The 23,022-nt window shown below is 34.4% G+C and carries 21 protein-coding genes and 1 pseudogene; 4 read left to right on the forward strand and 18 right to left on the reverse strand.

The features are described from left to right. Positions 1-62 precede the first annotated feature (62 nt). Entirely contained in the window at positions 63-1,907 is a 1,845-nt protein-coding gene (gene typA, locus SO785_RS04505) for a translational GTPase TypA (protein WP_011254264.1), read from the reverse strand. 253 nt (positions 1,908-2,160) lie between these two features. Between typA and def the strand changes: the two genes are divergently transcribed. The 4 genes from def to SO785_RS04525 all read left to right on the forward strand — a co-directional run bounded on the left by def (position 2,161) and on the right by SO785_RS04525 (position 5,965). Further along, positions 2,161-2,715, forward strand: a complete 555-nt coding sequence (gene def / locus SO785_RS04510; protein ID WP_003546838.1) for a peptide deformylase — start codon at positions 2,161-2,163, stop codon at positions 2,713-2,715. A gap of 342 nt (positions 2,716-3,057) precedes the next feature. Then, positions 3,058-3,279, forward strand: coding sequence for a DNA-dependent RNA polymerase subunit epsilon (locus SO785_RS04515; RefSeq protein ID WP_003546835.1), 222 nt, complete (start codon positions 3,058-3,060; stop codon positions 3,277-3,279). Positions 3,280-3,285: 6 nt separating this feature from the next. Next, positions 3,286-4,965 carry a ribonuclease J1 gene (gene rnjA / locus SO785_RS04520; protein ID WP_003546834.1) on the forward strand — a complete coding sequence of 560 codons (1,680 nt, stop codon included), beginning with the start codon at positions 3,286-3,288 and terminating at the stop codon, positions 4,963-4,965. Positions 4,966-5,017: 52 nt separating this feature from the next. After that, positions 5,018-5,965, forward strand: a complete 948-nt coding sequence (locus SO785_RS04525) for a diacylglycerol/lipid kinase family protein (RefSeq protein WP_003546833.1) — start codon at positions 5,018-5,020, stop codon at positions 5,963-5,965. 30 nt (positions 5,966-5,995) lie between these two features. On the opposite strand, the gene SO785_RS04530 is transcribed toward SO785_RS04525, so the two are convergent. The 17 genes and pseudogenes from SO785_RS04530 to ftsA all read right to left on the reverse strand — a co-directional run bounded on the left by SO785_RS04530 (position 5,996) and on the right by ftsA (position 22,991). Further along, positions 5,996-7,558 carry a nuclease-related domain-containing protein gene (locus tag SO785_RS04530; protein ID WP_015613343.1) on the reverse strand — a complete coding sequence of 521 codons (1,563 nt, stop codon included), beginning with the start codon at positions 7,556-7,558 and terminating at the stop codon, positions 5,996-5,998. Positions 7,559-7,737: 179 nt separating this feature from the next. After that, the gene (gene recD2 / locus SO785_RS04535) at positions 7,738-10,092 is read right to left on the reverse strand and encodes an SF1B family DNA helicase RecD2 (RefSeq protein ID WP_003546830.1); all 2,355 of its coding nucleotides are present in this window, start codon (positions 10,090-10,092) and stop codon (positions 7,738-7,740) included. After that, positions 10,092-10,724, reverse strand: coding sequence for a tetratricopeptide repeat protein (locus tag SO785_RS04540; protein ID WP_042930412.1), 633 nt, complete (start codon positions 10,722-10,724; stop codon positions 10,092-10,094). The genes recD2 and SO785_RS04540 overlap by 1 nt, the downstream gene beginning before the upstream one ends. A 10-nt stretch (positions 10,725-10,734) precedes the next feature. After that, the gene (locus SO785_RS04545; protein WP_003546826.1) at positions 10,735-11,394 is read right to left on the reverse strand and encodes a histidine phosphatase family protein; all 660 of its coding nucleotides are present in this window, start codon (positions 11,392-11,394) and stop codon (positions 10,735-10,737) included. 89 nt (positions 11,395-11,483) lie between these two features. Continuing rightward, positions 11,484-12,611, reverse strand: coding sequence for a tRNA 2-thiouridine(34) synthase MnmA (gene mnmA / locus SO785_RS04550; protein WP_003546824.1), 1,128 nt, complete (start codon positions 12,609-12,611; stop codon positions 11,484-11,486). Positions 12,612-12,618: 7 nt separating this feature from the next. Then, complete coding sequence (locus tag SO785_RS04555) at positions 12,619-12,960, reverse strand: DUF1831 domain-containing protein (protein ID WP_003546822.1); 342 nt, start codon at positions 12,958-12,960, stop codon at positions 12,619-12,621. Between the two features lie 139 nt (positions 12,961-13,099). Then, complete coding sequence (locus SO785_RS04560; RefSeq protein WP_011254262.1) at positions 13,100-13,795, reverse strand: 5'-methylthioadenosine/adenosylhomocysteine nucleosidase; 696 nt, start codon at positions 13,793-13,795, stop codon at positions 13,100-13,102. 19 nt (positions 13,796-13,814) lie between these two features. Next, positions 13,815-14,129, reverse strand: coding sequence for a hypothetical protein (locus tag SO785_RS04565; protein ID WP_003546819.1), 315 nt, complete (start codon positions 14,127-14,129; stop codon positions 13,815-13,817). A 1-nt stretch (position 14,130) separates the two neighbouring features. Beyond that, positions 14,131-14,700 carry an NUDIX hydrolase gene (locus tag SO785_RS04570; protein WP_011254261.1) on the reverse strand — a complete coding sequence of 190 codons (570 nt, stop codon included), beginning with the start codon at positions 14,698-14,700 and terminating at the stop codon, positions 14,131-14,133. 18 nt (positions 14,701-14,718) lie between these two features. Next, positions 14,719-14,922, reverse strand: coding sequence for a cold-shock protein (locus SO785_RS04575; RefSeq protein ID WP_003546816.1), 204 nt, complete (start codon positions 14,920-14,922; stop codon positions 14,719-14,721). Continuing rightward, positions 14,922-17,705: an isoleucine--tRNA ligase gene (ileS, locus tag SO785_RS04580; RefSeq protein WP_021721459.1), complete on the reverse strand. Its 2,784-nt coding sequence runs from the start codon at positions 17,703-17,705 to the stop codon at positions 14,922-14,924. Before ileS ends, SO785_RS04575 begins: the two co-directional genes overlap by 1 nt. 222 nt (positions 17,706-17,927) lie before the next feature. Beyond that, on the reverse strand, positions 17,928-18,731 hold the full coding sequence (locus SO785_RS04585) for a DivIVA domain-containing protein (RefSeq protein WP_011254259.1): 804 nt from the start codon (positions 18,729-18,731) through the stop codon (positions 17,928-17,930). After that, the gene (locus SO785_RS04590; protein WP_003546811.1) at positions 18,707-19,507 is read right to left on the reverse strand and encodes a YlmH family RNA-binding protein; all 801 of its coding nucleotides are present in this window, start codon (positions 19,505-19,507) and stop codon (positions 18,707-18,709) included. Before SO785_RS04590 ends, SO785_RS04585 begins: the two co-directional genes overlap by 25 nt. Continuing rightward, positions 19,507-19,810: pseudogene (locus SO785_RS04595) on the reverse strand (YggT family protein). Before SO785_RS04595 ends, SO785_RS04590 begins: the two are co-directional and overlap by 1 nt. Next, positions 19,810-20,247, reverse strand: a complete 438-nt coding sequence (locus SO785_RS04600; protein WP_003546807.1) for a cell division protein SepF — start codon at positions 20,245-20,247, stop codon at positions 19,810-19,812. Before SO785_RS04600 ends, SO785_RS04595 begins: the two are co-directional and overlap by 1 nt. A gap of 18 nt (positions 20,248-20,265) precedes the next feature. After that, positions 20,266-21,624, reverse strand: a complete 1,359-nt coding sequence (gene ftsZ, locus SO785_RS04605; RefSeq protein WP_003546805.1) for a cell division protein FtsZ — start codon at positions 21,622-21,624, stop codon at positions 20,266-20,268. Positions 21,625-21,638: 14 nt separating this feature from the next. After that, positions 21,639-22,991 (reverse strand): cell division protein FtsA, encoded by a 1,353-nt coding sequence (ftsA, locus tag SO785_RS04610; RefSeq protein WP_011254257.1) that lies wholly within the window; start codon positions 22,989-22,991, stop codon positions 21,639-21,641. Positions 22,992-23,022 lie beyond the last annotated feature (31 nt).

The raw sequence follows: 23,022 nt of genomic DNA on the forward strand, positions 1-23,022 counted from the left end.
TATAAAACAAAAAAGTCACCACTTCTATTTAAGCGATGACTTTTTAAAATTTATATAAAAAATTAGTTAGCGCGATTACGCTTCTTATCAGCCTTTTGACGTTCTGAAGTATTCAAAATCTTCTTACGTAAACGAATAGATTCTGGAGTTACTTCACAGTATTCATCGTCATTCAAAAATTCAATAGCTTCTTCAAGAGTCAAAGTTCTAGGGGTCTTGATTGCAGCAGCATGATCCTTACCAGCAGCACGAGTGTTAGTTAAGTTCTTACCCTTAGTTACGTTAACCGCAATATCACGTTCACGAGATGATTGACCAACAATCATACCTTCATAAACTTCAACACCAGCACCGATGAATAATTCACCACGTTGTTCAACTGATTGAAGTGAGTAAGTAGTTGATTGACCTTGGTTAATTGAAACCAAAGCACCGTTACGACGACCTGGGTTCCAGTTCTTAACGACCGGCTTGTATGAATCAAAAGTGTGATTCATAATACCATAACCACCAGTTTGTGACATAAATTCGTTGTTGTAACCAATTAAACCACGTGATGGTACTAAGAATTCAAGACGAGTTTGACCATTACCAGTTGATTCCATATTCTTCATTTCACCTTTTCTTTGTGAAAGAGAATCGATAACGGAACCAACGTATTCGTCTGGAGTATCAATTTGAACTGCTTCAAAAGGTTCACACATAGTACCATCAATTTCACGGTAAATAACCTTAGGACGTGAAAGTTGTAATTCAAAGCCTTCACGACGAAGTTCTTCAACTAAAATTGAAAGGTGAAGTTCACCACGACCAGAAACAGTCCATGCATTAATTTGATCAGTTGGTTCAACCTTTAAAGAAACATCGGTACGAGTTTGACGAATCAAACGATCTTCAAGTTTCTTAGGAGTTACTTGATCACCTTCACGACCTGCAAATGGTGAATCATTAGCAACAAAGTCCATTTGAAGTGTTGGTGGATCAATCTTAAGAAGTGGTAATGCTTCTGGTTGATCTGCTGAAGCAATAGTTTCACCAACGTAAATATCATTAATACCACTAATGGCAATAATATCGCCGGCTTTAGCTTCCTTAATTTCATTACGCTTCAAACCGAAGTAACCGAATAATTTAGTAACACGGAAGTTTTGAGTTGAACCATCACGTTTCATGACAGTAATGTTGTCTCCGACTTTAACCTTACCGCGGTAAATTCTACCAACACCGATACGACCAACGTAGTCATCCCAATCAAGCATAGTGATTTGGAATTGTAATGGTTCATCTGAATTATCAATTGGTGCAGGGATATTCTTGATAATAGTATCAAAAATTGGATCCATAGTTTCTTCTTGAGCACTTGGATCTGAATCGTATGATGAAGTACCATTCAAAGCTGATGCATAAACAACTGGGAAGTCAAGTTGTTCATCGTTAGCACCTAATTCAATGAAGAGTTCAAGTACGTCATCCAAAACTTTCTTTGGACGTGCACCTGGACGATCAATCTTGTTCAAAACAACAATTGGCTTTACGCCGGCTTCCAAAGCTTTCTTTAAAACAAAACGAGTTTGTGGCATTGGACCTTCATATGCATCAACCAAAAGCAAGGCACCATCAACCATGTGCATAACACGTTCAACCTCACCACCAAAGTCCGCGTGACCTGGTGTATCCAAAATGTTGATAGTAGTACCCTTGTATCGAACAGCAGTATTCTTAGACAAAATAGTAATACCACGTTCACGTTCAATGGCATTTGAGTCCATAGCACGATCTTCCAGATTCATATGTTCTGGCAAAGTATCTGATTGCTTTAATAATTGGTTAACCAAAGTAGTTTTACCGTGGTCAACGTGGGCAATGATAGCAATGTTTCTAAGATCGTCTCTTCTTTTTTCTGACAAAAGTATTCCTCCCCACTCTTCAATAAAAAAACTGTGACTTCGTCACAGTTTCGGTAACGCAATGCGCCTTATCGAAGTGCTTCTTTCTTGATCTGTATAGTTACGTTAGTGAATTTTACCACCTAACTGCACGCGGGTCAACGCTTAACCTTTAAGTTAACTTTTCATTTACTTTAGCTAAAACTAAGCAAAATCCTTTAAATTATGGTAAAAATATATTTAGGTTATTTTTTTGAAAAAGGAGAAATTTATTTTGATCTTAATGAAAGATATCGTACGTGATGGCGATCCGGTTTTAAGAAGAGTATCAGATGATTTAACTTTTCCACTTAGCGATCACTATAAAAAACTTGCAGATGATATGATGGAGTATCTAATTAATTCACAAGATCCTAAAATTGCAGAAAAACATCAACTTAGAGCAGGTGTTGGTTTAGCAGCACCACAAGTTGGCGAAGGTGTTAAAATGGCTGCACTTTTAGTTCCAGATGATCAAGGTAACATCATTTTTAAAGACATTTTTGTTAATCCAGAAATAATTTCTGAATCTGTTCGCCAAGCTTGTTTAAGTGAAGGCGAAGGCTGCCTTAGTGTAGATGAAGTAATCAATGGCTACGTTCCTCGTCCTGATAAATTAACTGTTCACTACTACACAGTTGATGGTGAAGAAAAAACAATTCGTTTAAAGGATTACCCAGCAATTGTTGCATCTCACGAAATTGATCACTTAAATGGACACTTATTCTATGACAGAATCAACAAAAAGGATCCATATTCACTCAAAGAAGATACAGTAGTGATCTCCTAATGTTATTTAACTAACAAAAAAGGCCTGCGTAAGCAGGCTTTTTTGATATAAAAAACCACTGGGTGACTAGACCAGTGGCTCATACATTGGGAATTAAGAAGATTGAAGAGACTTCTTATAACGAGTAAATGAGTTTTTATTAATCATTCACTACACGTTCATCGTACAACCAATGTTATTTTATGTCAATAATATTAACTAAATTCATAAAAAATATTAGAGTAATCATTCAACAAAAACATATTTATATACTTCTTTTTATAAATATGATAAAATTTTTATAGCTATTGAGTATTTTTACTCTAAATTGAACGTTTATACATTAATTAAGGAGAATCATTCATGATTTACAAAGTTTTGTATCAAAAAGACAAGATTGTCAATCCTCGTAGAGAAACCACTCAAACTCTTTACATGGAAGCTGACAATATGGTCGAAGCAAGAACTATGGTTGAGGACAATACCCCCTATAACATTGAACTCATCCAAGAATTAACAGGTAATTCTTTAACTTACGAAAAAGAACACGCTGACTTTAAGTTAACGAAGTTCGACAAGAAGTAATAAAGAGTGCGAATTAAAAATAATGAAGTAGCCGTTTATGCAATCGGGGGTTTGCATGAAATTGGCAAAAATATGTATTGTGTACAGTATCAAGATGAAATTATCATCATGGACTGTGGTATCAAATTCCCCGAAGATGATTTATTAGGTATTAATTACGTAATTTCAGATTATTCATACTTAATCAAAAATCGCAAAAAAATTAAAGCTCTTGTAGTTAGTCACGGACATGAAGACCATATCGGTGGTATTCCATTTTTATTAGAGAAAATTCCAGAAATCCCTGTTTATGCAACGCCCTTTGCTCTATCTTTGATCAGAGGTAAATTGGAAGAACATGGCATTTTAAAGACAACAGAACTACATGAAGAACACGAGGATACTGTTTTAAAATTTAAGAAACTTTCAGTTTCATTCTTTAGAACTACCCACTCCATTCCTGATACTTTAGGTATTGCTGTTCATACTCCATTGGGTGCAGTTGTATTTACTGGAGACTTTAAATTTGATTTAACTCCAGTAATGGATCAACCTGCGCCAGACTTTCAAAAAATGGCTAAATTGGGAAATGAAGGCGTGCTTGCATTGCTTTCAGATTCAACGAATGCTGAAGTTACTCAATTTACCAAGTCTGAAAGATTTGTAGCTCAGTCATTGCATAATATTATTACTGGTATTCATGGACGAATCATTTTTGCCACTTTTGCATCTAACCTTTATCGTGTTTCCACAGCTATTCAAGCTGCAATAGATACTGGTAGAAAAGTCGCAATTTTCGGTCGTAGTATGGAAAATGGTGTCGATAATGGTATTGATCTAGGATACTTAGATATTCCTAAGGATCTAATTGTAGATGCTGAAGAGATCAATAAATTACCGCCTGATAAAGTAATGATTTTATGTACTGGTTCACAAGGTGAACCATTGGCAGCATTATCAAGAATTGCTAATGGAACTCACAGACAAATCACCTTACAACCTGGCGACACAGTAATCTTTTCTTCTAACCCTATTCCAGGAAACACATTAAGCGTTAACCACTTGATTAATAAGTTAATGGAAGGTGGAGCTAATGTAATTCATGGACGTGTTAATAATGTCCATACTTCCGGTCACGGTGGTCAAGAAGAATTGAAGATGATGGTTCGTTTGACTAAACCAAAATATATGATTCCTGTTCACGGTGAATACAGAATGCAAGTTATTCATACTCAGCTTGCTCAACAAGCTGGGGTGCCTGCAGAGAATACTTTTGTTTTATCAAATGGTGAGGTTGTTTGTTTTGGACCTAACGGTGCAAGACTAGCTGGTAGGATTCCAGCCGGTGATGTTTATGTTGATACATCGGGTACAGCAGACGTTGGTAATGTTGTTGTCCACGATCGTCAAATTCTTTCCGAAGAAGGTTTAGTTGTTGCTGTTGCTACAGTAGATTATAAACATAAGCGTGTTTTAGCTGGTCCTGATATTCTCAGCCGTGGATTCGTTTATATGCGTGAATCGACAGAATTAATTAGCCAAGCTCAAAAACATGTATATCATGTTCTTAGAAATGAAATGTCTAAATCAGATAAACCAAAGGAAAGCGAAATTAAGAAAGCAATTACTGAAAATCTATCAGATTTTTTATATTCTAAGACTGAACGTCGTCCAATGATTTTACCAATTATCATTGAAAAGAAATAAATATTAAGACTCCTTCGGGAGTCTTTTATTATTAATAAAATTAGAACACGATATGAGTAAGAAAATTAATGTACATTTATTAGTAAATGAAGTAGCTGGTAATGGCAATGCTATTAAGGCAAATACAGAATTACATGCAGTTTTAAACAAGTTAAATATTCCTTTTGATCAACAAAAAAGTAATTATCCTGGTGAATTAACTAAACTAGCTTGTGAGTATGCAAATAACAATCCGGCTAAGAATAACATACTAATTGTGGTTGGTGGTGACGGATCTTTCAATGAAGTATTAAACGGAATCAAACAATCGCATTATCCTGAAACTCCAATAACTTATTTCCCAGCCGGTACAGGAAATGATTTTGCTCGTGGTGCCGGATTAACTGATGATCCATTTCAATTAATTAATAATTTGTTACAAGATCCTGAACCTGAAAAAGTGGATTGTGGCTATTTCACATCAAATATAGCTGAAATACCAAGTGGATATTTTGTAAATAATTTTGGCATAGGGTTCGATGCTTTTGTTGTTCATCAGAGCAATCATACTTCTTTAAAAAAGAAATTGAATCATATAAATTCAGGAAATTTAATTTATGGTTTAAATGTAGTTAAAGCTCTAATTAACCAAAAAACTTTCGCAGTTACTGTCAAAACTGCTGACCAAACTTTACGTTATGGGGATGCTTACTTAGTCACCACCACTAATCATCCCTATTTTGGTGGTGGCTTTGCTATTTTACCTAAAGCTGATATCTATAGCCATCATTTAGATACCGTAATTGTAGAAAAGCCAAATTTAAATAGAACTTTATTTCTTTTTGGTAAGCTAATAACAAATGGTTCCCATGTTACTGCACCTGAATTTCATTATGTTGAAGCAAAAGAAATCCAAGTTGAAACTAAGAAGCCTGAATATGCACAAATTGATGGTGAAGATGTAGATAAACAAAATTTTAAAGTAAATTTTAAAATTAACCACTTTAATCTATTAAAATAATCGAGTCTAGGAAATTTCTAGACTCGATTTTTATATTTTATCCAAAATGTTTTTGTGTTCTTGATGTGATTTAAAGTAAGTTTTTGAACTTGTAAAAGTACTAACTTCTTGATAAAACTTTCTCCAGTACCGATAATTTTGATATTGCTTTTTCCATTTACGTGCATCAGTTAAATATTTATCTAACAAGCCATTTATTCGTTCAATATGTTTAATTATCTGATTAGCGTGATATAGCTGTTCATTTACTTTTTGTTCATCCAAATCATTACCTTCACTAAACAGAAGTACGTTCTTCTTAAATGCTTTTTCTTCCTCTAAACTATTATTATTAGCTAATTCTTCTCTAAGTGCTTCAATTTCCTCTGACTGTAAACTTATCTTATCTTTAGCTCGTACCATTAATGCTTGAAGATCACTCAATTGTATTACTTCAATATCCATTTTTGTATAACGATCTATTTTCTTAAGCTCAAAATTATCGTCTGTTCTACTAACAAAAACTACTACATTACGAATTAACTTGTCTATTGGTACTCGCTTTAAAAGTTGAATAATTACAGGATTATGGCTTTTTTCTAGTACATATTTGATACTTTCCTTATGTTTAGAAACTTGATCTGCTACATCATTATAATCCTCGGATGTATCATATTCTCCTTGTTTAATAGTTCGCGCTTTTGTTTCCAAGCAAAAAATTCCACTAGTTGCAATTACTAAATGATCAATTTGATTACTATCCAGACTATCTTTTTTATTATATGGATATGGTAAAACTAGATTATACATCAATTCTTTGCCAGCTTGAACTTCTCGGATTTTTTTATTTACTAATGCTTCAGCTGCTGTGCCACTAAGAAGATTACTAATATTCAGTAAATCTTTATTAGATAAAATATCCATTGAGTGTAAATATTTAACATCATCTAATTGCAACATAGCTAAACGTTTTTGAAAATTTTCGACTAATGAATTATAAGTTTTAAAACCTGAGTTAATTGCCTTAATTCTTGTAATATTATTGGAATTTAAAGCTTTTCGTAAATCCCTTTTTTTAGCAAAATCTATTTTTTCAACTTTAGTAATTGAAGATACTTCTTGTGAATTAGTTACCTTATTTCGACTTACCCATTCTTTTTGATAATAAGCATGATTTTCAAGCTCTTTAGCATATTGTTTTAAATCTGCCTCAATAGGCATTATTATCGCACGCACTTCATTGATTATTGATTTGTAATAACTAAAATTTGCTTTTATCTGTGCTATATTTGCAACTCGCCTTTTATTATTTTGATAAAATTCTTCTTTAACTTTATCTGAATCAAAAACAGTTTTACGATAAAAATTACCATCTTTGATTCCAAATTCAATAAATTCTACAATTGATCGATCAAGATTATATTTAATCAAATAATGACAATGACCTCTATGATCAAAAATTCTTCGCTTAATATAACCTGGTCGAATAAATTCTATAATTTGAAATTCCAATCCTTTTTCATTGGCAAATGTATATGGTATGCGTTTGCCTACGATTTTTTCTATCTTTGTTAATTCTTCTTTGTCTATATCACTAAGCTCAGTTTTTTTCATTTTATCCTTATTCTTATTTGATCGAAAAAAATAATAGGTTAACACACCTATTGCACTTATAATTATTATAATATTCACTACTAAATTACCACCAACTGAACATATGTTTATAAGCAATAATTATAACACTCTTTTGTATATTCTAAAAGCCCCACGAATTAAGAATCATGGGGCTTTTTTTACAACTTAATATCTATCATACCAATCATTGGATCGATCTCACCAGAATATATCTTATCAGGCGTTAAAATATAATCTTCACTTTCTTTTTTCACTTCAGTACTTTCTTTTTCTTTTACTTTTTCATCTTCATCACTAGTATTTTTTGTTTTAATATCAAGTTGCTCACAAATTTTTTCCGATAAACCAGTCTTTCGATCATTTCCTGCTGTTTTAAAAGCAGCTAAAAAAGCACGGGAATCGCCAACAAGTACTAGATTTTTTTCAGCACGTGTAATTGCTGTATACAAAAGATTACGTTTAAGCATAACGAAATTTTGCATGGTCAAATTTAAAACAACCAATGGGAACTCTGAGCCCTGAGATTTATGAATAGTAATTGCATATGCTCTAGTTATGTCATTCATATCTTTTTTACTAAAAGTTATTTCACGATCATCAAAATTAGCTACCATACATTTTTGGGAATTATTTTCATCAATACTGATAATTTTACCGATTTGACCGTTATAAATGTCTTTTTCCGGATTATTTTGTAACTGTAAAATTCTATCTCCAATTCTAAAAATTTCATTATGGACTTCAATAGATTTACTCTTAGCTTTTGGTGGATTCATAATATCTTGAATAATATCGTTTAAATTGTTTACTCCACCATTTCCATGATACATTGCTCCTAAAACTTGAATGTCATCTTTAGCAAATCCACGTTTTAATGCTAATTCTACGATTTGACCTACTGCATCCCCCACCAGTTCAGGGCGGCAGCTAATGAATGAATAATTTTTTGTTTTTTTAAATAGAGCCTGCTCGTCCTTACCTTCATTAACATCATGGGCTAAAGCAATAATAGTTGAATCATCGCCTTGTCTATGAATTTGTTTCAAAATAGCAGTAGGAAACGCACCTGATTTAATTAAATCACTAAAAACATTCCCTGCTCCAACAGATGGTAATTGATCTTTATCACCTACAAAGACAATATGTTTCACCTGATTAATGCTAGATAATAATTGTCTAAACAAGAACATATCAACCATTGACATTTCATCAATAATTAAAATTTCACCATTCAATTCATTTAATTCACTAGTATCTATATCACCAATACCTAAACCCAACATCCGGTGAATTGTCTTAGCACTAATTTCAGTAATCTCACCCATTCTTTTGGCAGCTCTTCCCGTAGGGGCAGCCAATAAGAATGGTGGATTATCACTATACAATGCAGCAGCAGGTATTTCAGCCAATTTTCTTAATGCTAACAAAATCCCATTAATAATAGTAGTTTTACCGGTCCCAGGTCCACCTGTCAAAATTGAAATAGGATTCTTAAGAGCATTCTTAATTGCTAATTTTTGTGTACCATCATATTTAATTTTTAGTTTATCTTCAGCATCTTCAATCGCTGCTTCAATTTCTGCATCATCATAACTTTCATTTTCTTGCAAAGCTTGGTTTTGAACCAAATTTTTCATTGAACGAGCAATATCTATTTCAGTCTGAAAGATATTTTGTAAAGCAGCAGTATCTCCACTGACAACAACTTTTCCCTGTTCTTGCAATTCATTTATACAGTTAGCAATCGGATCAAATTGTTCAATCTGTAGTAATTCATTAGCCTGCGTTAATAAATCTGCTAAAGTTACATAAGTATTTCCTTCACCATTCAATGCATCTAGCAATACTTGATAAATAGCCCCTTTTATTCTTCGAGGATCATCCAGTCTGATATCTAACTGTTTACCTAAAGTATCAGCTGTTTTAAAACCAAAACCTGCAACTTCATTAACTGCCACATAGGGATCTTTTTCTAGTTTAGCTAAACTATCGCCATGATAGAGCTGGTACACTTTACCTGCAACTCGTTTATTAATCCCATACTTAGCTAGTTTTAATACTATTTCCGAATATGAATCCATTGTATTCAGTCCAGATAATAAACTATCTTTTTGCTTACTTGTTAAAGACAGGGTATCTATTTTAGCTGGGCTTTCTTTTAAAATGTCTAAAGCATTTAATCCTAATTCATCGATAATAGTATTAGCTGCTTTTTTACCAATACCTGGAAATTTATCAGAGCTTAAATACTTTGTTAAAGAGCCTTCCTCATGTGGTAAGACTTGCTTATAACTGCTGGCCCTGAATTGTAGGCCAAACTTTTCATGCATAACCAGCTTACCATCAAAGCGATAACTACTTCCAATTTGAATATCACCAAAATTACCGATTACCTTTATTTCATCACGTGAATAATTTTCAAGCGAACCAATAATTTCTACATCTAAAATTTTATATAAATCTTTGTCGTTTTCGAAAACGATCCCGTTAATTCTACCGGTAAATTCGACCATTATTTTTTCTTTTCCTTATCATTTAGCATCTTCATAATTGAAGCATATTGATCCATAGCACGTTTATAGTATTTTTCATCCATTTTTTTGGCACGATCAAAATATTCTTTTGCTTGAGTACGATCTTTTTCCAAAGTTGATACACCCAATAAAAAATAGATCTTTGCTGTTCGTTTTTCTAAAGGAATCTTTAAGTACATCTGCCGAGCCATATCATTATTACCCATGCTCATCCAAATATCCCCAAGTAATTCCTGAGCACGTTCATCTATATTTTTAATTGTTAATGCATATGCTAATGCCTTTTGACTCTGACCTAGTTTTAAATAAGTTAACGCCTTTTGATAAAGCGTTAAATCATCGTTAGGAATTTGATCTAATAAATTTAAAGCTTTGTCAAAATCTCCGTGCATGTAATAACAAATAGCCAAATTATAATTTAATTCTTTAGGCTTTTTAACCAAATGCTGAGCATGTTCTAACAATTGTTGTGCCTGATCTAAACTTCCCTGCTCAATTAAATAGGTTGATAGCTGTAAATAATTATCAACATTTTGTGGTTTATCATCTATTCTTTGAACCAATAAATGAATCGCCTGATCTACTTTGCCTTCATCATAAAGTTGTGCAATTTTTTATCCATTATAGAGAATCCGTCTTCGATAACTTTCTGCCTAAATAACTAGTTTCATTCCAAACAACAGGTTTAAATGTTTTCCCTCCGTCAAGTGTTTCAAGTATAGTTAGACTAGTATTACTTAATCCACCATTTTTTCGAATATCTTTTAAAGGATAGCCTAAAAGGCCTCCCATAATAGCTGATAAAGCTGCACCATGACTAACTGCTAAAACTTTATCATTGTCATCTGGAAATCTCTTTGCCATTTCTTCAGCAAATGATTTACCACGACCAATAACATGCATATAGTCTTCCCCATGAAGTTCAGTTGGGTCATATTTATCAGGATGGTGCCAAAAATTATTCATTTGTTCAGGAAACTTTTTCTCTGCTTCTTCGAACTTCATCCCTTCCATATCACCAAGATTAAATTCCCGCAATCTTTCATCAATTACTACAGGTAAATTAGCATTCATTGCGTTATCAATTCCTTGCGCAGTATTAAAAGCACGATCTAACGGACTAGCAAAAATTCCTCTAAATTTTACGCCTATTAAATGTTGACCCAATTTTTTTATATCTTCTAAGCTTTGTGGTAATAATGGTGAATCACCATGCCCGCCTTGAAAACGACTGGCTAAATTCCATTCAGTTTTTCCATGACGTACAAAATAAATCTGCATTTCTATTCTCCCCAAATTGTCTATGTTAATATTAATAGTTTAACACAAACAAAAGGACGTTCGATGATTCGAACGTCCTTTTTAAGATATTAGACCAATTGTAATTGCTTATCTTCTTGGAAAGCAGCATCGATATTACCGCCACCAATACACTCTTCTCCATTATATAAAACAAGAGCTTGACCAGGTGTTACGGCACGTGCTGGCTCATCAAAGTAAACATCTACCGTATTATCATCAGCATGATATTTAACAGTCACACCGATATCACATTGACGGTAACGAAACTTAGCCGTACAGTGCATTTCAAAGTCATGATCAGGCTTGCCAGTAAAGAATGACATATCACTAGCCTTTAAGCGACTAGCGTAAAGAAGTGGACTATCATAGCCTTGCTCAACAATTAATTCATTCTTCTTTAAGTCCTTACCTACAACAAACCATGGATCTGTTGATTCCTTAGTTGAACCTAAGCCTAAGCCTTGTCTTTGACCAATAGTATAGTACATAAGACCAGCATGCTCACCGACAACCTTACCTTCTGGAGTAACCATCTTACCTGACTTAGCTGGCAAGAATTCGCTCAAGAACTTTCTAAAGTTTCTTTCACCGATAAAGCAAATACCAGTAGAATCCTTCTTCTTAGCAGTAACCAGGCCATTTGCTAATGCAATTTCTCTAACTTGAGGCTTAGTTAAGTTAGCCAATGGGAAAATAACCTTCTTAATTTGATCTTGACTCAATTGACTCAAGAAATAAGTTTGGTCCTTATTGCCATCCTTAGGACGCATCATATGGGTTACACCATTTGCATCAGTTATAGTTTTAGCATAGTGACCCATCGCAATATAATCAGCATCTAGGTCCATAGCGAATTCTAAGAAAGACTTAAACTTAATTTGGCTATTACACATAACATCCGGATTAGGAGTTCTGCCCTTCTTGTATTCATCTAAAAAGTACTCAAAGACGCGGTGCCAGTATTCTTTTTCAAAATTAATTGAATAGTATGGAATACCAATTTTATCGGCAACTTTTTTTACATCTTCGTAATCTTCTGTAGCAGTACAAACACCTGAGTCATCGGTATCATCCCAGTTTTTCATGAAGACGCCGACAACATCATAGCCTTGTTGTTTGAGCAAAAGTGCTGATACGGATGAATCAACACCGCCGCTCATTCCAACAACTACTCTAATCTTACTATTGTCAACCATTATCCAATCAATCCTTTACCTGAGCAATTATCTTGCGCTCCTCCAAATCCTTTAAGATATAATCCAAAAGTTCAACTGTTGGAGCTAATTGCTTATTCTTAAAAATATTAACTTTCTGCAAACCACTGCGATCAGTGACAACCATAGTCCAATGATCTAAAGCTTTATTAATAGTTATCTTTAATTTAGTTGGTGCATTATAAGGTGAATCATTATACAGAGGATGCTCATAATTAAAATTCCCCTTAGCGGTCTTTACGAAACCAGCATCAATTAAAGCATATAATTTTAATTCAGCATTTAACGTAAACTTACGTTTATCACCATTAATCACAACTGTATTTGCCATAATTTTCCTCACTTATTTATAATAAGTTACTTTCTTTTTAAAAGCAACTATTTATTTTCAGATTAATTTTTTAACAGCTTCACAGAATAAAGCACAATATATGTCACTTAAAAAATAAGAATATTGCAACTTATACTTATTAATTCAACTCTTCTACGTAATCACTAATTAATTTAGCTGCCTTAGCTCCTACTTTCTTTACAAAAGTATCAAAGTCTTCGTTAGCTGAGCCATCACCATTATCAGAAATTGCTCGCATAGCAACTAATGGTTTCTTAAATGCATTAGCGACTTGCGCAAAAGCTGCTCCTTCCATTTCAACACATAAGGCATCTGGAAAGTTCTTCTTTATCATATCTTTTTGCTCATTTGAAGCAATAAATGAATCACCTGTTACAACCAATCCTTCACGAAAAGCAACCTTTTGCTTCTTTAAGTAATTTGCAAAAGCTGCACGCTCTGGTGAATCAAGTACAAATTGAGCTGGCTGTTGAGGAATTTGTCCTTCTACATAATCACCAGCTGCAGTATTATGGGCATCATAATAGGCAAATGCATTTGGTAAAACTAGATCTTCTTGATGAACATCTTCCTTAAGTGCACCAGCTGAACCAGTCATAAATATTACATCTATGTCAACACTTGTTAACAAACTTGAAAGATTCATAGCTGCTTGGACTTTACCAATACCACTTAAACCCAAATATACATCATTGCCATTAACAGAAAAATGTTCGAATTCAGTTGATCCGAACATTTCTTTATTTTCTGAATGGAAATGATTACGATAAAATTCAGCTTCTTCAGCCATTGGAACGATAATCGCAATCTTCATTTTATTCCTCATTTCCAAATTATAAATGAAACAGTGCAAGTAGCACCAAAACAATTAGTACAATTACTAACAGAATAGCACGATTTAATCTTTTTTTCAGTCTTAAAGATTTACTCTCTTGTACTATTTCTTTATCAATAGTTTCATCTTGTTGATAAAATTCTTGTCCATTCCCATTTAAAGGGCGCCTTTTACCCTGCGAGGTTGAACTTTCCCTTTTAAAATCAGGATTGACATCAACTTCTTCTGAATCATTATTTGAAAAAGCAGACTTTACTTTATCTATTAAACTTTTTTTCTGCTTTTTACGGTAATCAGAACGTTTTTCTGCCATTTTATTCCTTATTGTCGGCCTGCGCATTACGTAATAACATGTTTTCCCAAACTGTTATTGCATAAATAGTTTTCGCGTCAACAATTTTTCCTTCAGCTAATAAATTCTTTAGTTCATCTAAACTATACCAATCAGCAGTTAAAAATTCATCTGCATCGAGTGAACGCTTATCAGGCAATTTAGTTAATGTATCGCAATAAAAGAGATACATTTTTTCGTCACAGAAACCAGGTGAAGAATAAAATTCGCTCACCTTTTCCCAATAATCGGCCTTATAGCCACCCTCTTCATTTAATTCACGCTTCATAGCACCTAACGGGCTAGCATCAGTAGGATCAATTAATCCAGCTGGAATTTCTAACGTAATTTGTTTAATCGCTTCGCGCCATTGCTTAACTAAAAGCATTTTTTGTTCATCATTAATTGCTATAACGCCAGATGCTGGACGATGCTTTATTATTTCTCTAGTTGCTGTTTCGCCATTAGGAAGCTTAATCGTACGAACAGATAAATCTAAAATTCGTCCTTGAAAAATTTGTTGTGATGAGATTTCTGTTTCTTTTAAATCCACTAGGTCTCATACCCTTTCTTAGGCTAAATATACATTGACACATTGTAAGCCATTTTTTCCTTGAGCTAATTGATATTTAACTCGGTCACCAACTCGCAATGATTTATAGCCTTCTTCTTTAATGGCCTTATAAAAAACAAAGTATGATTTATGATTTTTATCATCTTCAATAAAGCCATAACTGCTACCGTCATCAAATTGCTTAACAGTACCTAAACGCATTATTCTTCCAATCCTTCTTGAGCTGCTTCAGGAAAATCTTCTTCTACGATTTTGGCACAACGTTCACAAAGTTCTGGCAACTTAGGATCTTCACCAATATCTGTTCTGATCATTCTACAACGAGGACAAACTTCACCTTCGGCATGTTCAACTACAATGCTTGCATTGTTCAATTTTTCAGCATTCTCAGGTGCTTCACCATCAACAATAGTTAATTTAGAAACAATTAAAATTTGTCTGAAATCAGCATCTAAATCATCAAGCATAGCCTTGGTTTCCTTATCTGGATAAATAGTTACAGCTGCTTCAAATGACTTACCAATTAACTTCTTATTTCTTGCATCTTCAAGTGCCTTTAAGACATCATCACGTAAATTCATGAATTTACCCCAATTTTCAAGGAGCTCATCATGATTTGTATAGTTCTCAACCTTAGGCATATTAGCAAGTTGTACATAATCTTCAGGTTCCTTCAAGAAGCCCCAGATTTCTTCCATAGTGTGTGGCAAGATTGGAGTCAAAATCTTAGTCAATTTAACTGCTGCATCGTAAATAACAGTTTGCATAGAGCGACGTTCAAGACTGTTTTTACCTTCGATGTAAAGAACATCTTTAGCAAAATCAAGATAAAATGCTGAAAGATCATTTGAAATAAAGTTGAAAATCTTCTTAAATACAGTGGTAAAGTCAAATTTATCATATGCTGCAAGACATTCTGCAACTAAGTCATTTAACTTAATTTCCATGTATTGATCAACTGAACGAAGATCATCGTATGCTACACCATTTTCCTTTGGATCAAAATCACTTGTGTTAGCAAGCATGTAACGGAAAGTATTTCTGATCTTTCTGTAGCTTTCTGCAGATTGTTGCAAGATACCCATTGAAACTGCCACGTCTGAAGTAGTATCAGCTTGAGCAACCCAAAGTCTGATAATTTCAGCACCCATACGTTTAATTACATCGTTAGGTGAAATTACGTTACCAAGTGACTTAGACATCTTGTGTCCCTTGTCATCAAGAACAAATCCTTGTGATAAAACTTCCTTATATGGTGCCTTACCAGTTACAGCAACAGAAGTAATCAAACTTGAGTTAAACCAGCCACGGTATTGGTCACTACCTTCAAGGTATAAATCAGCAGGATAATGCAAACCATCACGTTTTTCCATTACCCCTGACCAAGATGAACCTGAGTCAAACCAAACATCTAAGATGTCCTTTTCCTTAGTAAATTCACCATTTGGTGAATGTTCTGAGGTAAAGCCTTCTGGTAATAATTCCTTAGCTGTATGAGTATACCAAGCATTTGAACCTTCTTTATCGAAGATTTCTGCAATATGTTCAATTGTTTCTGGAGTAACAATTGGAGTACCATCTTCTGCATAGAAAATTGGAAGTGGAACACCCCATGCACGTTGACGTGAAATTACCCAATCACCACGATCCTTGATCATATTGTAAAGACGTGTCTTACCCCATGAAGGAATAAATTTAGCATTATCAATTTGTTCAAGAATTTGATCTCTAAATGGAGCAATTGAAGCGAACCATTGTGTAGTAGCCCTAAAGATTACAGGCTTCTTAGTACGCCAGTCGTGTGGGTATGAGTGAGTAAATACCTTGAGCTTAAGAAGTGCACCCGCATCTTTAAGTTTTTCAACCATCAACTTATCTACATCTTGGTAGAACATACCTTCAAGTTCTGGTACTTCATCAGTATAGCGACCATGTGCATCTACTGGACTGAATACTGGCAAATCATATTTTTGACCTACGTTAAAGTCATCAGCACCAAAGCCTGGTGCAGTATGAACTAAACCAGTACCATCATCTAAAGTTACGTGGAAACCTTCAGTTACAAGACTTTCCTTGTCATAAAGTGGGTGCTTTGCTTTCATGTATTCCATGTCTGCACCCTTAACAGTTTGAACAACCTTGTAGTCATCCCAACCAATTTCTTCAGCTACCTTATCAAGTAAACCAGTTGCTACAACGTATTTCTTGTCACCAACTTGAACTACAGAGTAATCAAATTTAGGGTTAACACAGATTGCTTCGTTAGCTGGAATAGTCCAAGGAGTAGTAGTCCAAATTACAAAATAGGTATCTTTTGGATCAATAATACCTTTACCATCCACTACTGGAAAAGCTACAAAGATAGAATTTGCTTCTACATCTTTATATTCAACTTCTGCTTCAGCTAAAGTTGATTCACTTGACCATGACCAGTAAACAGGTTTCTTACCCTTGTAAATGTAGCCTTTCTTGTACATTTCACCAAATACACGAATTTCTTGACCTTCAAATTCATGTTGAAGAGTAATGTATGGATTATCCCAATCAGCCATAACACCCAAGCGCTTGAAGTCAGTCATTTGCTTTTGAACTTGTTCTTCAGCATATTGACGACAAAGTTCGCGATATTTAGCACGATCCATAGTCTTACGGTCAATGCCCTTTTTAGCAAGTTGTTGTTCCACAGGAAGTCCGTGAGTATCCCAACCTGGCACATATGGTGCATAGTAACCATTCATATTCTTGTAACGAACAATAATATCTTTAGAAATCTTGTTCAAAGCGTGTCCCATATGAATGTTACCATTGGCAAATGGAGGGCCATCATGTAAATCAAAACGAGGATGACCTTCGTTTAACTTTAATCTTTGTTCATACAAATGGTTATCTTCCCATTCTTTTTCCCATTCAGCTTCACGAACAGGTAAATTACCGCGCATCTTAAATTTAGTTTTACCTAAATTAAGAGTATCTTTAATTCTCATTAATAAAATCCTTTCTAAAAAGAAAACCTCGTCCAAATTAGGACGAGGTTAATCGTGGTACCACCTAAATTGAATTCTAAAAAGAATTCCACTTACTTTTGCGTAACGTGCAAAAAACGCTTAGATCAATATGGCAGCCGATCAACTTTTGGGCACTTATGTTAGTCTCACACCATCTCTAACTCGCTGAATCGCCACTAAGTTTTACTGTCAATCTAATTATTATTTTTTATAATCGTCCGGAAAGACAATAGTTGGATTCAACTTACTTGTATCATCTCTAGTACTAATTGTCTCATGATTTGGACTATCCCCTGTCATTGGTTGTGGAGCAGGACTCTCCGCTTCATCATCAGGGTCTTGAGAAGAGTTTACGTCATTTTCATCGTCGTTGTCAATATCTTCATCATGTTCATCGTCGATTAATATGTCTTCACCTTCATCATAATCGTCCATATCCGTATCTGAAATTGCAGGAATCGGTTCTGCGTCACCACCTGGATAAAAACGGTCTGTATGGAAGTATTTATCCAAAGCACGTTGCCAATCTTCATCATTTAGATTATCAATTTCTGCTTGAAGCATTGCTTGAATATGGCTACGAAATTCACCCACTTGCTTCTTTAAACGCTTATAATCACCCTCAATAACATCTCTTTGCTGTTTTTGATAATCTGTATCAACTTCAACTTGTTTTTTAGCATTTTCAATCATGCTTTTAGCTTCTGCTTCTGCCTTTTCTCTTAATTCATCAGCAGTTTGTTGAGCTGAGATAAGGGATTTATTCAATGACTTTTTCTTTTCATTGTATTCGTCCACTTGAGCTTGTAAGTCATCAATCTTTTTATTTAAAGAAATAACAGTATTCTTCAAATCAACAACTTCATCAAGAGCATCACCATAATTGTCAACAACTTCATCTAAAAAATTATCAACTTCATAGCGATCGTATCCATTACGGCCTCGAGGCTTAAATTCTTTATTATGAATATCCATCGGGGTTAATTGCATTTCTTTGTCTGCCAAAGTTTTAGCACCACCTTATACTTACCTTTTCTTGTAGCCGAAACATTTTCAATTAAAACTCGACCAAAATGTCTTAAGCTTAAGACATCATCTTCTTTTACCATTATATTAGAACCTGTTATATCATGCCAATTTAATTTGACCAATTTAGAATCAATCATTTTCTGAATTTGACCACGACTCTGTTTACTTATTCCAGATAAAACCGCATCTACTCTCATGGATGCAATTATTTCAGTTTTTTCAATAGAATCGTCCTCAGGTACTATAACGTTTTTAAATGATATTGGTTTAAGTTTAACTTGCGTTCTTCCAATTCGATCAACTTGTTCTTCAAAAAAATCGGTTAATTCTTTTTTAGCAAAAAATTGCCAAGTTCCATTATCATCAGTAATAATATCTCCAAAAGCATCAGTATTAATGCCTGAATTAGCAAGTGTACCTAAAATGGAACTATGTGTAATTTTAACGAATTTTTGAGGATATTCAATTTCATACGGCTGAATTTGATAATTATCTGGTCGAAGATTTACCCATTCTTCACTTAAATATACTCGCTTTTTCTCTGCATTGGCATAGCCACCATATTCTTGAATAAATGCATCATTACCAACTATTGTTTTTAAAATATTTCGCTTACCCGGATCCAAAAAAGAAGTTAAAATCGGTTCATGTTTAAAAATGAGCTGATTAAAAAGACCAGTAAAATAGTCAATTACTGGTCTTTCTTCTTGATTAAAATGTGGGTAAAACTTACTTGCTTGTCTACGCTCCACTACCCTACTAACCTCAACAAAATATTAAATATCCAAACTAAAACATAATTTTGAACGAAATATAAAATAAACAATCCTATTTATTGGAGAAATATCTATTCCTGTTGAATAAGCTAGTTTGGCAAATGGCCCTCTTCTAAACAAATTCAAATATGGATCTACAATCTTATCCAAAAATCTACCTACTACTGAATTACTCAGCATAGGTAACCAGCTCATAATTGCATCAATTACGATAAAAAGACTATAAAGCCATAAAAGCCAAGTAAGGATCATATAAATTAAATGCAATACATTAAACATTAACTTAAATTATCTTTCTTATCCACTAAATCACTAATTTTACCATCAGTAACAAATTTAGGTGGAGTAGCTAAAAAGATCTTGTCACCAATACGTTGAATTTCACCATTTAAGGCATACACAGTACCAGTAATAAAATCTACAATTCTACGAGCTGAGCTATCTTCCATTCTGCTAAAATTAATGACTACCGCTTTATTATTTAATAAATTTTGTGCTACATCCTTAGCATCAGAATAGACACGTGGCTCATACAAAACAATCTTGCTCTTAGATGAGTTCAATCCTGATTTGATTGAAACTACATTATCACGATTAATAGAGTTGAGAGGCAAGTCTTCATTATTTTCTTCATTTTGTGTAGTGTATTCTTCATCATTTGCTAATTCATCGTCATTAGAAATACCGAAGAATCTACCTAATTTGTCAAAAGCCATCTACATCTACCTCCAAAACTAGTTTTCACCGCGGTGCTTGAAGAATGGAATATCGCTGTTATCGTCACTTGTGTCTTGTGCACTAGTTTCAATTTGAGAAATACCTTCTTGTTCTTGGTCACTAAACGCATTAAACTTTTCGCTATCTTCTTCAGGTTCAGCAGGTTTAGTATTTCTTCTTTGATTATCTTGATTATTATTTAAATCCCACACACTAGTTGGATCAACCATAGTTTGCTTTGGTTTCTTAACTTCAGGTTCTGAAACATTATTTTCTGGTTGAATAGTTTCAGGACGATCAACAGTTTGAACCTTTGGTTGAACGACATCATTATTTTGAGCGGGTTCGCTTTCTTTCTTAGGTTGTGCCTTAATTTGGTGGCTTCTTCCTGGTAATTGCTTTGAAGCAGCTTCTTCAGCTTCAGAATCAATACCTGTAGCAATAACTGTTACTACTACTTCATCACCTAAGTTAGGATTGATTGATGTACCAAAGATAATGTTTACGTCGTCACCTGCAGCCTTAGATACAATTTCTGAAGCATCTTGAGCTTCAAACAAAGTAAGATCAGGTCCACCAGTAATGTTAAGTAGTACTTGCTTAGCACCATCAATTGAAACTTCAAGAAGTGGTGAAGAAATTGCTAACTTAGTTGCTTCAACAGTTCTATTTTCACCACTAGCACGACCAATCCCCATCAAAGCGGCACCTTGGTTTTCCATAACTGTCTTAACATCAGCAAAGTCCAAGTTTACGTAGTCAGTTGAAGTAATCAAATCTGAAATACCTTGAACACCTTGCTTTAAGACATTGTCTGCTTCTTTAAACGCATCCATCATAGGGGTCTTCTTATCAACCATTTCAAGTAAACGATTGTTTGCAATGATAACCAAAGTATCAACATATTGCTTTAATTGAGAGATCCCCTCTGCAGCGTTTTTTGAGCGCTTAGGGCCTTCAAAACTAAATGGACGTGTAACCACACCCACAGTCAATGCCCCTGTTTCACGGGCGATTTTTGCGACTACAGGAGCAGCACCAGTACCAGTACCACCGCCCATACCAGCAGTGATAAAAATCATATCTGCACCTTTAAGTGCATCTTCAATTGTTTGTTCACTTTCTTCGGCAGCTTTTTGTCCAACTTCAGGATGTGAACCAGCACCTAAACCACGTGTTAATTTAGGCCCCAACTGAATCTTATTTTCAGCTTTATTACTATTTAAAGCTTGAACATCTGTGTTTGCTGCAATAAATGAAACACCTTGCACGCCATCGTCGATCATTCGGTTAACAGCATTGCCTCCGGCACCGCCAACACCAATAACTTTGATGACAGCATTTTTATTGTCGTCTGAATCGAATGTAAAATCCATTAAATTAACCACCTTTAATCAAAGAATTTCTTAAAGAAACTCTTCAAGCCATTTGTTTTTTCTTTATTATTTTCTTCGTCCTCAGTAGAATCATCTGCGGACATTTTGCCTCTATTATATGCTTCTTTGGCTTCACTTTCACTACTAGAAACCGTTCTTTTAGAAATCTTGGAACTTTTTGGCTTAGATTCTGTTTCTTCAGTAGCAATTTCACCAAAACCATAAATTACGCCATTAACAAGATAATCAATTTCTGACATTCTATAAGAGTAATTTACAATGCCATAAGCTGCTGTATAAATAGGGTTTCGCATTCCGATTTGGTCAGGTTGATAAATACGAGCTTTTACATTTAAGCCATTGGCTGTCAAAGTGTCAATTCCTTGTAATAAACTAGTACCACCAGTAATTACAATTCCACCAGGTTGCTTTAAAGCATTATGCTTGGCAAGGCCTTTACCAAGTCTAGTCAAAATTTGTTCAACTCTTGCATTAATAATTTCACTAAGATATACTTCATCAACCATATGTTGACCATTTGCGCCAACACTATTAACAGAAAATTTATCATTTTTTGAAGCAAAGTTTGGATCCGCAAAACCATAGTCTAATTTAATTTGTTCTGCATCACTTTTAGAAATGCTTAAGACAGTAGAAATATCATTAGTAATATCGCTTCCGCCTTCTAAGTCAATATTCGCATACTTAATTTGACCTTCTTTAATGACAGTAGCAGTACTTACACCGCCACCAAGATCAATTATAACAGAACCAAAAGTTCTTTCACTTTCGCTTAAAGCAACACTAGAGATTGCCAAAGGAGTAGGTACAAAAAAGTTATTATGATATCCAGCACGTTCAATTGCTTTTTTAATATTATGAAGTGGACCAGTAGGTGCTGTAAGCAAAATTCCACTTACACCCAAAGAACGCGCAATCATCTTTCTAGGATCATCGACTTCTGTTTTACCATCAATCAAAAATCTACTTGGCAAAAAAGTTATTGCTTCGCGATTATCTTTTGCTGCTGAACGAATTGCAGATTGAATCGTTCTTCTAACATCATTATTATCAACTTCTTGACCTTGTTCACCTACATTAGCAAAACCTGTAGCGGTCTCCAATTGAAGCATTCCAACAGGAATACCTGCAACAACACTATAAATTTTAGCATTTGTCTTTTCTGCCACACCTTTAAGTGCACGACTAATTGCCGCTGCAGTTTGGTCAATATCAACAATTTGTCCATGTCGCATCCCAGAATTTGGCGTAGTGACTGCGCCAATAACTTTTCCAGAATCTGCAACAACGGCTTTTACGCTCGTGGTTCCTATGTCAAGTCCCACTAAAAGATTTGAATTCTCCAAAATTAAGCCCCCATAATACTTACCATTAAAA

Origin of the sequence: Lactobacillus acidophilus (assembly GCF_034298135.1) — a bacterium.
GTDB classification, from domain to species: Bacteria; Bacillota; Bacilli; order Lactobacillales; family Lactobacillaceae; genus Lactobacillus; species Lactobacillus acidophilus.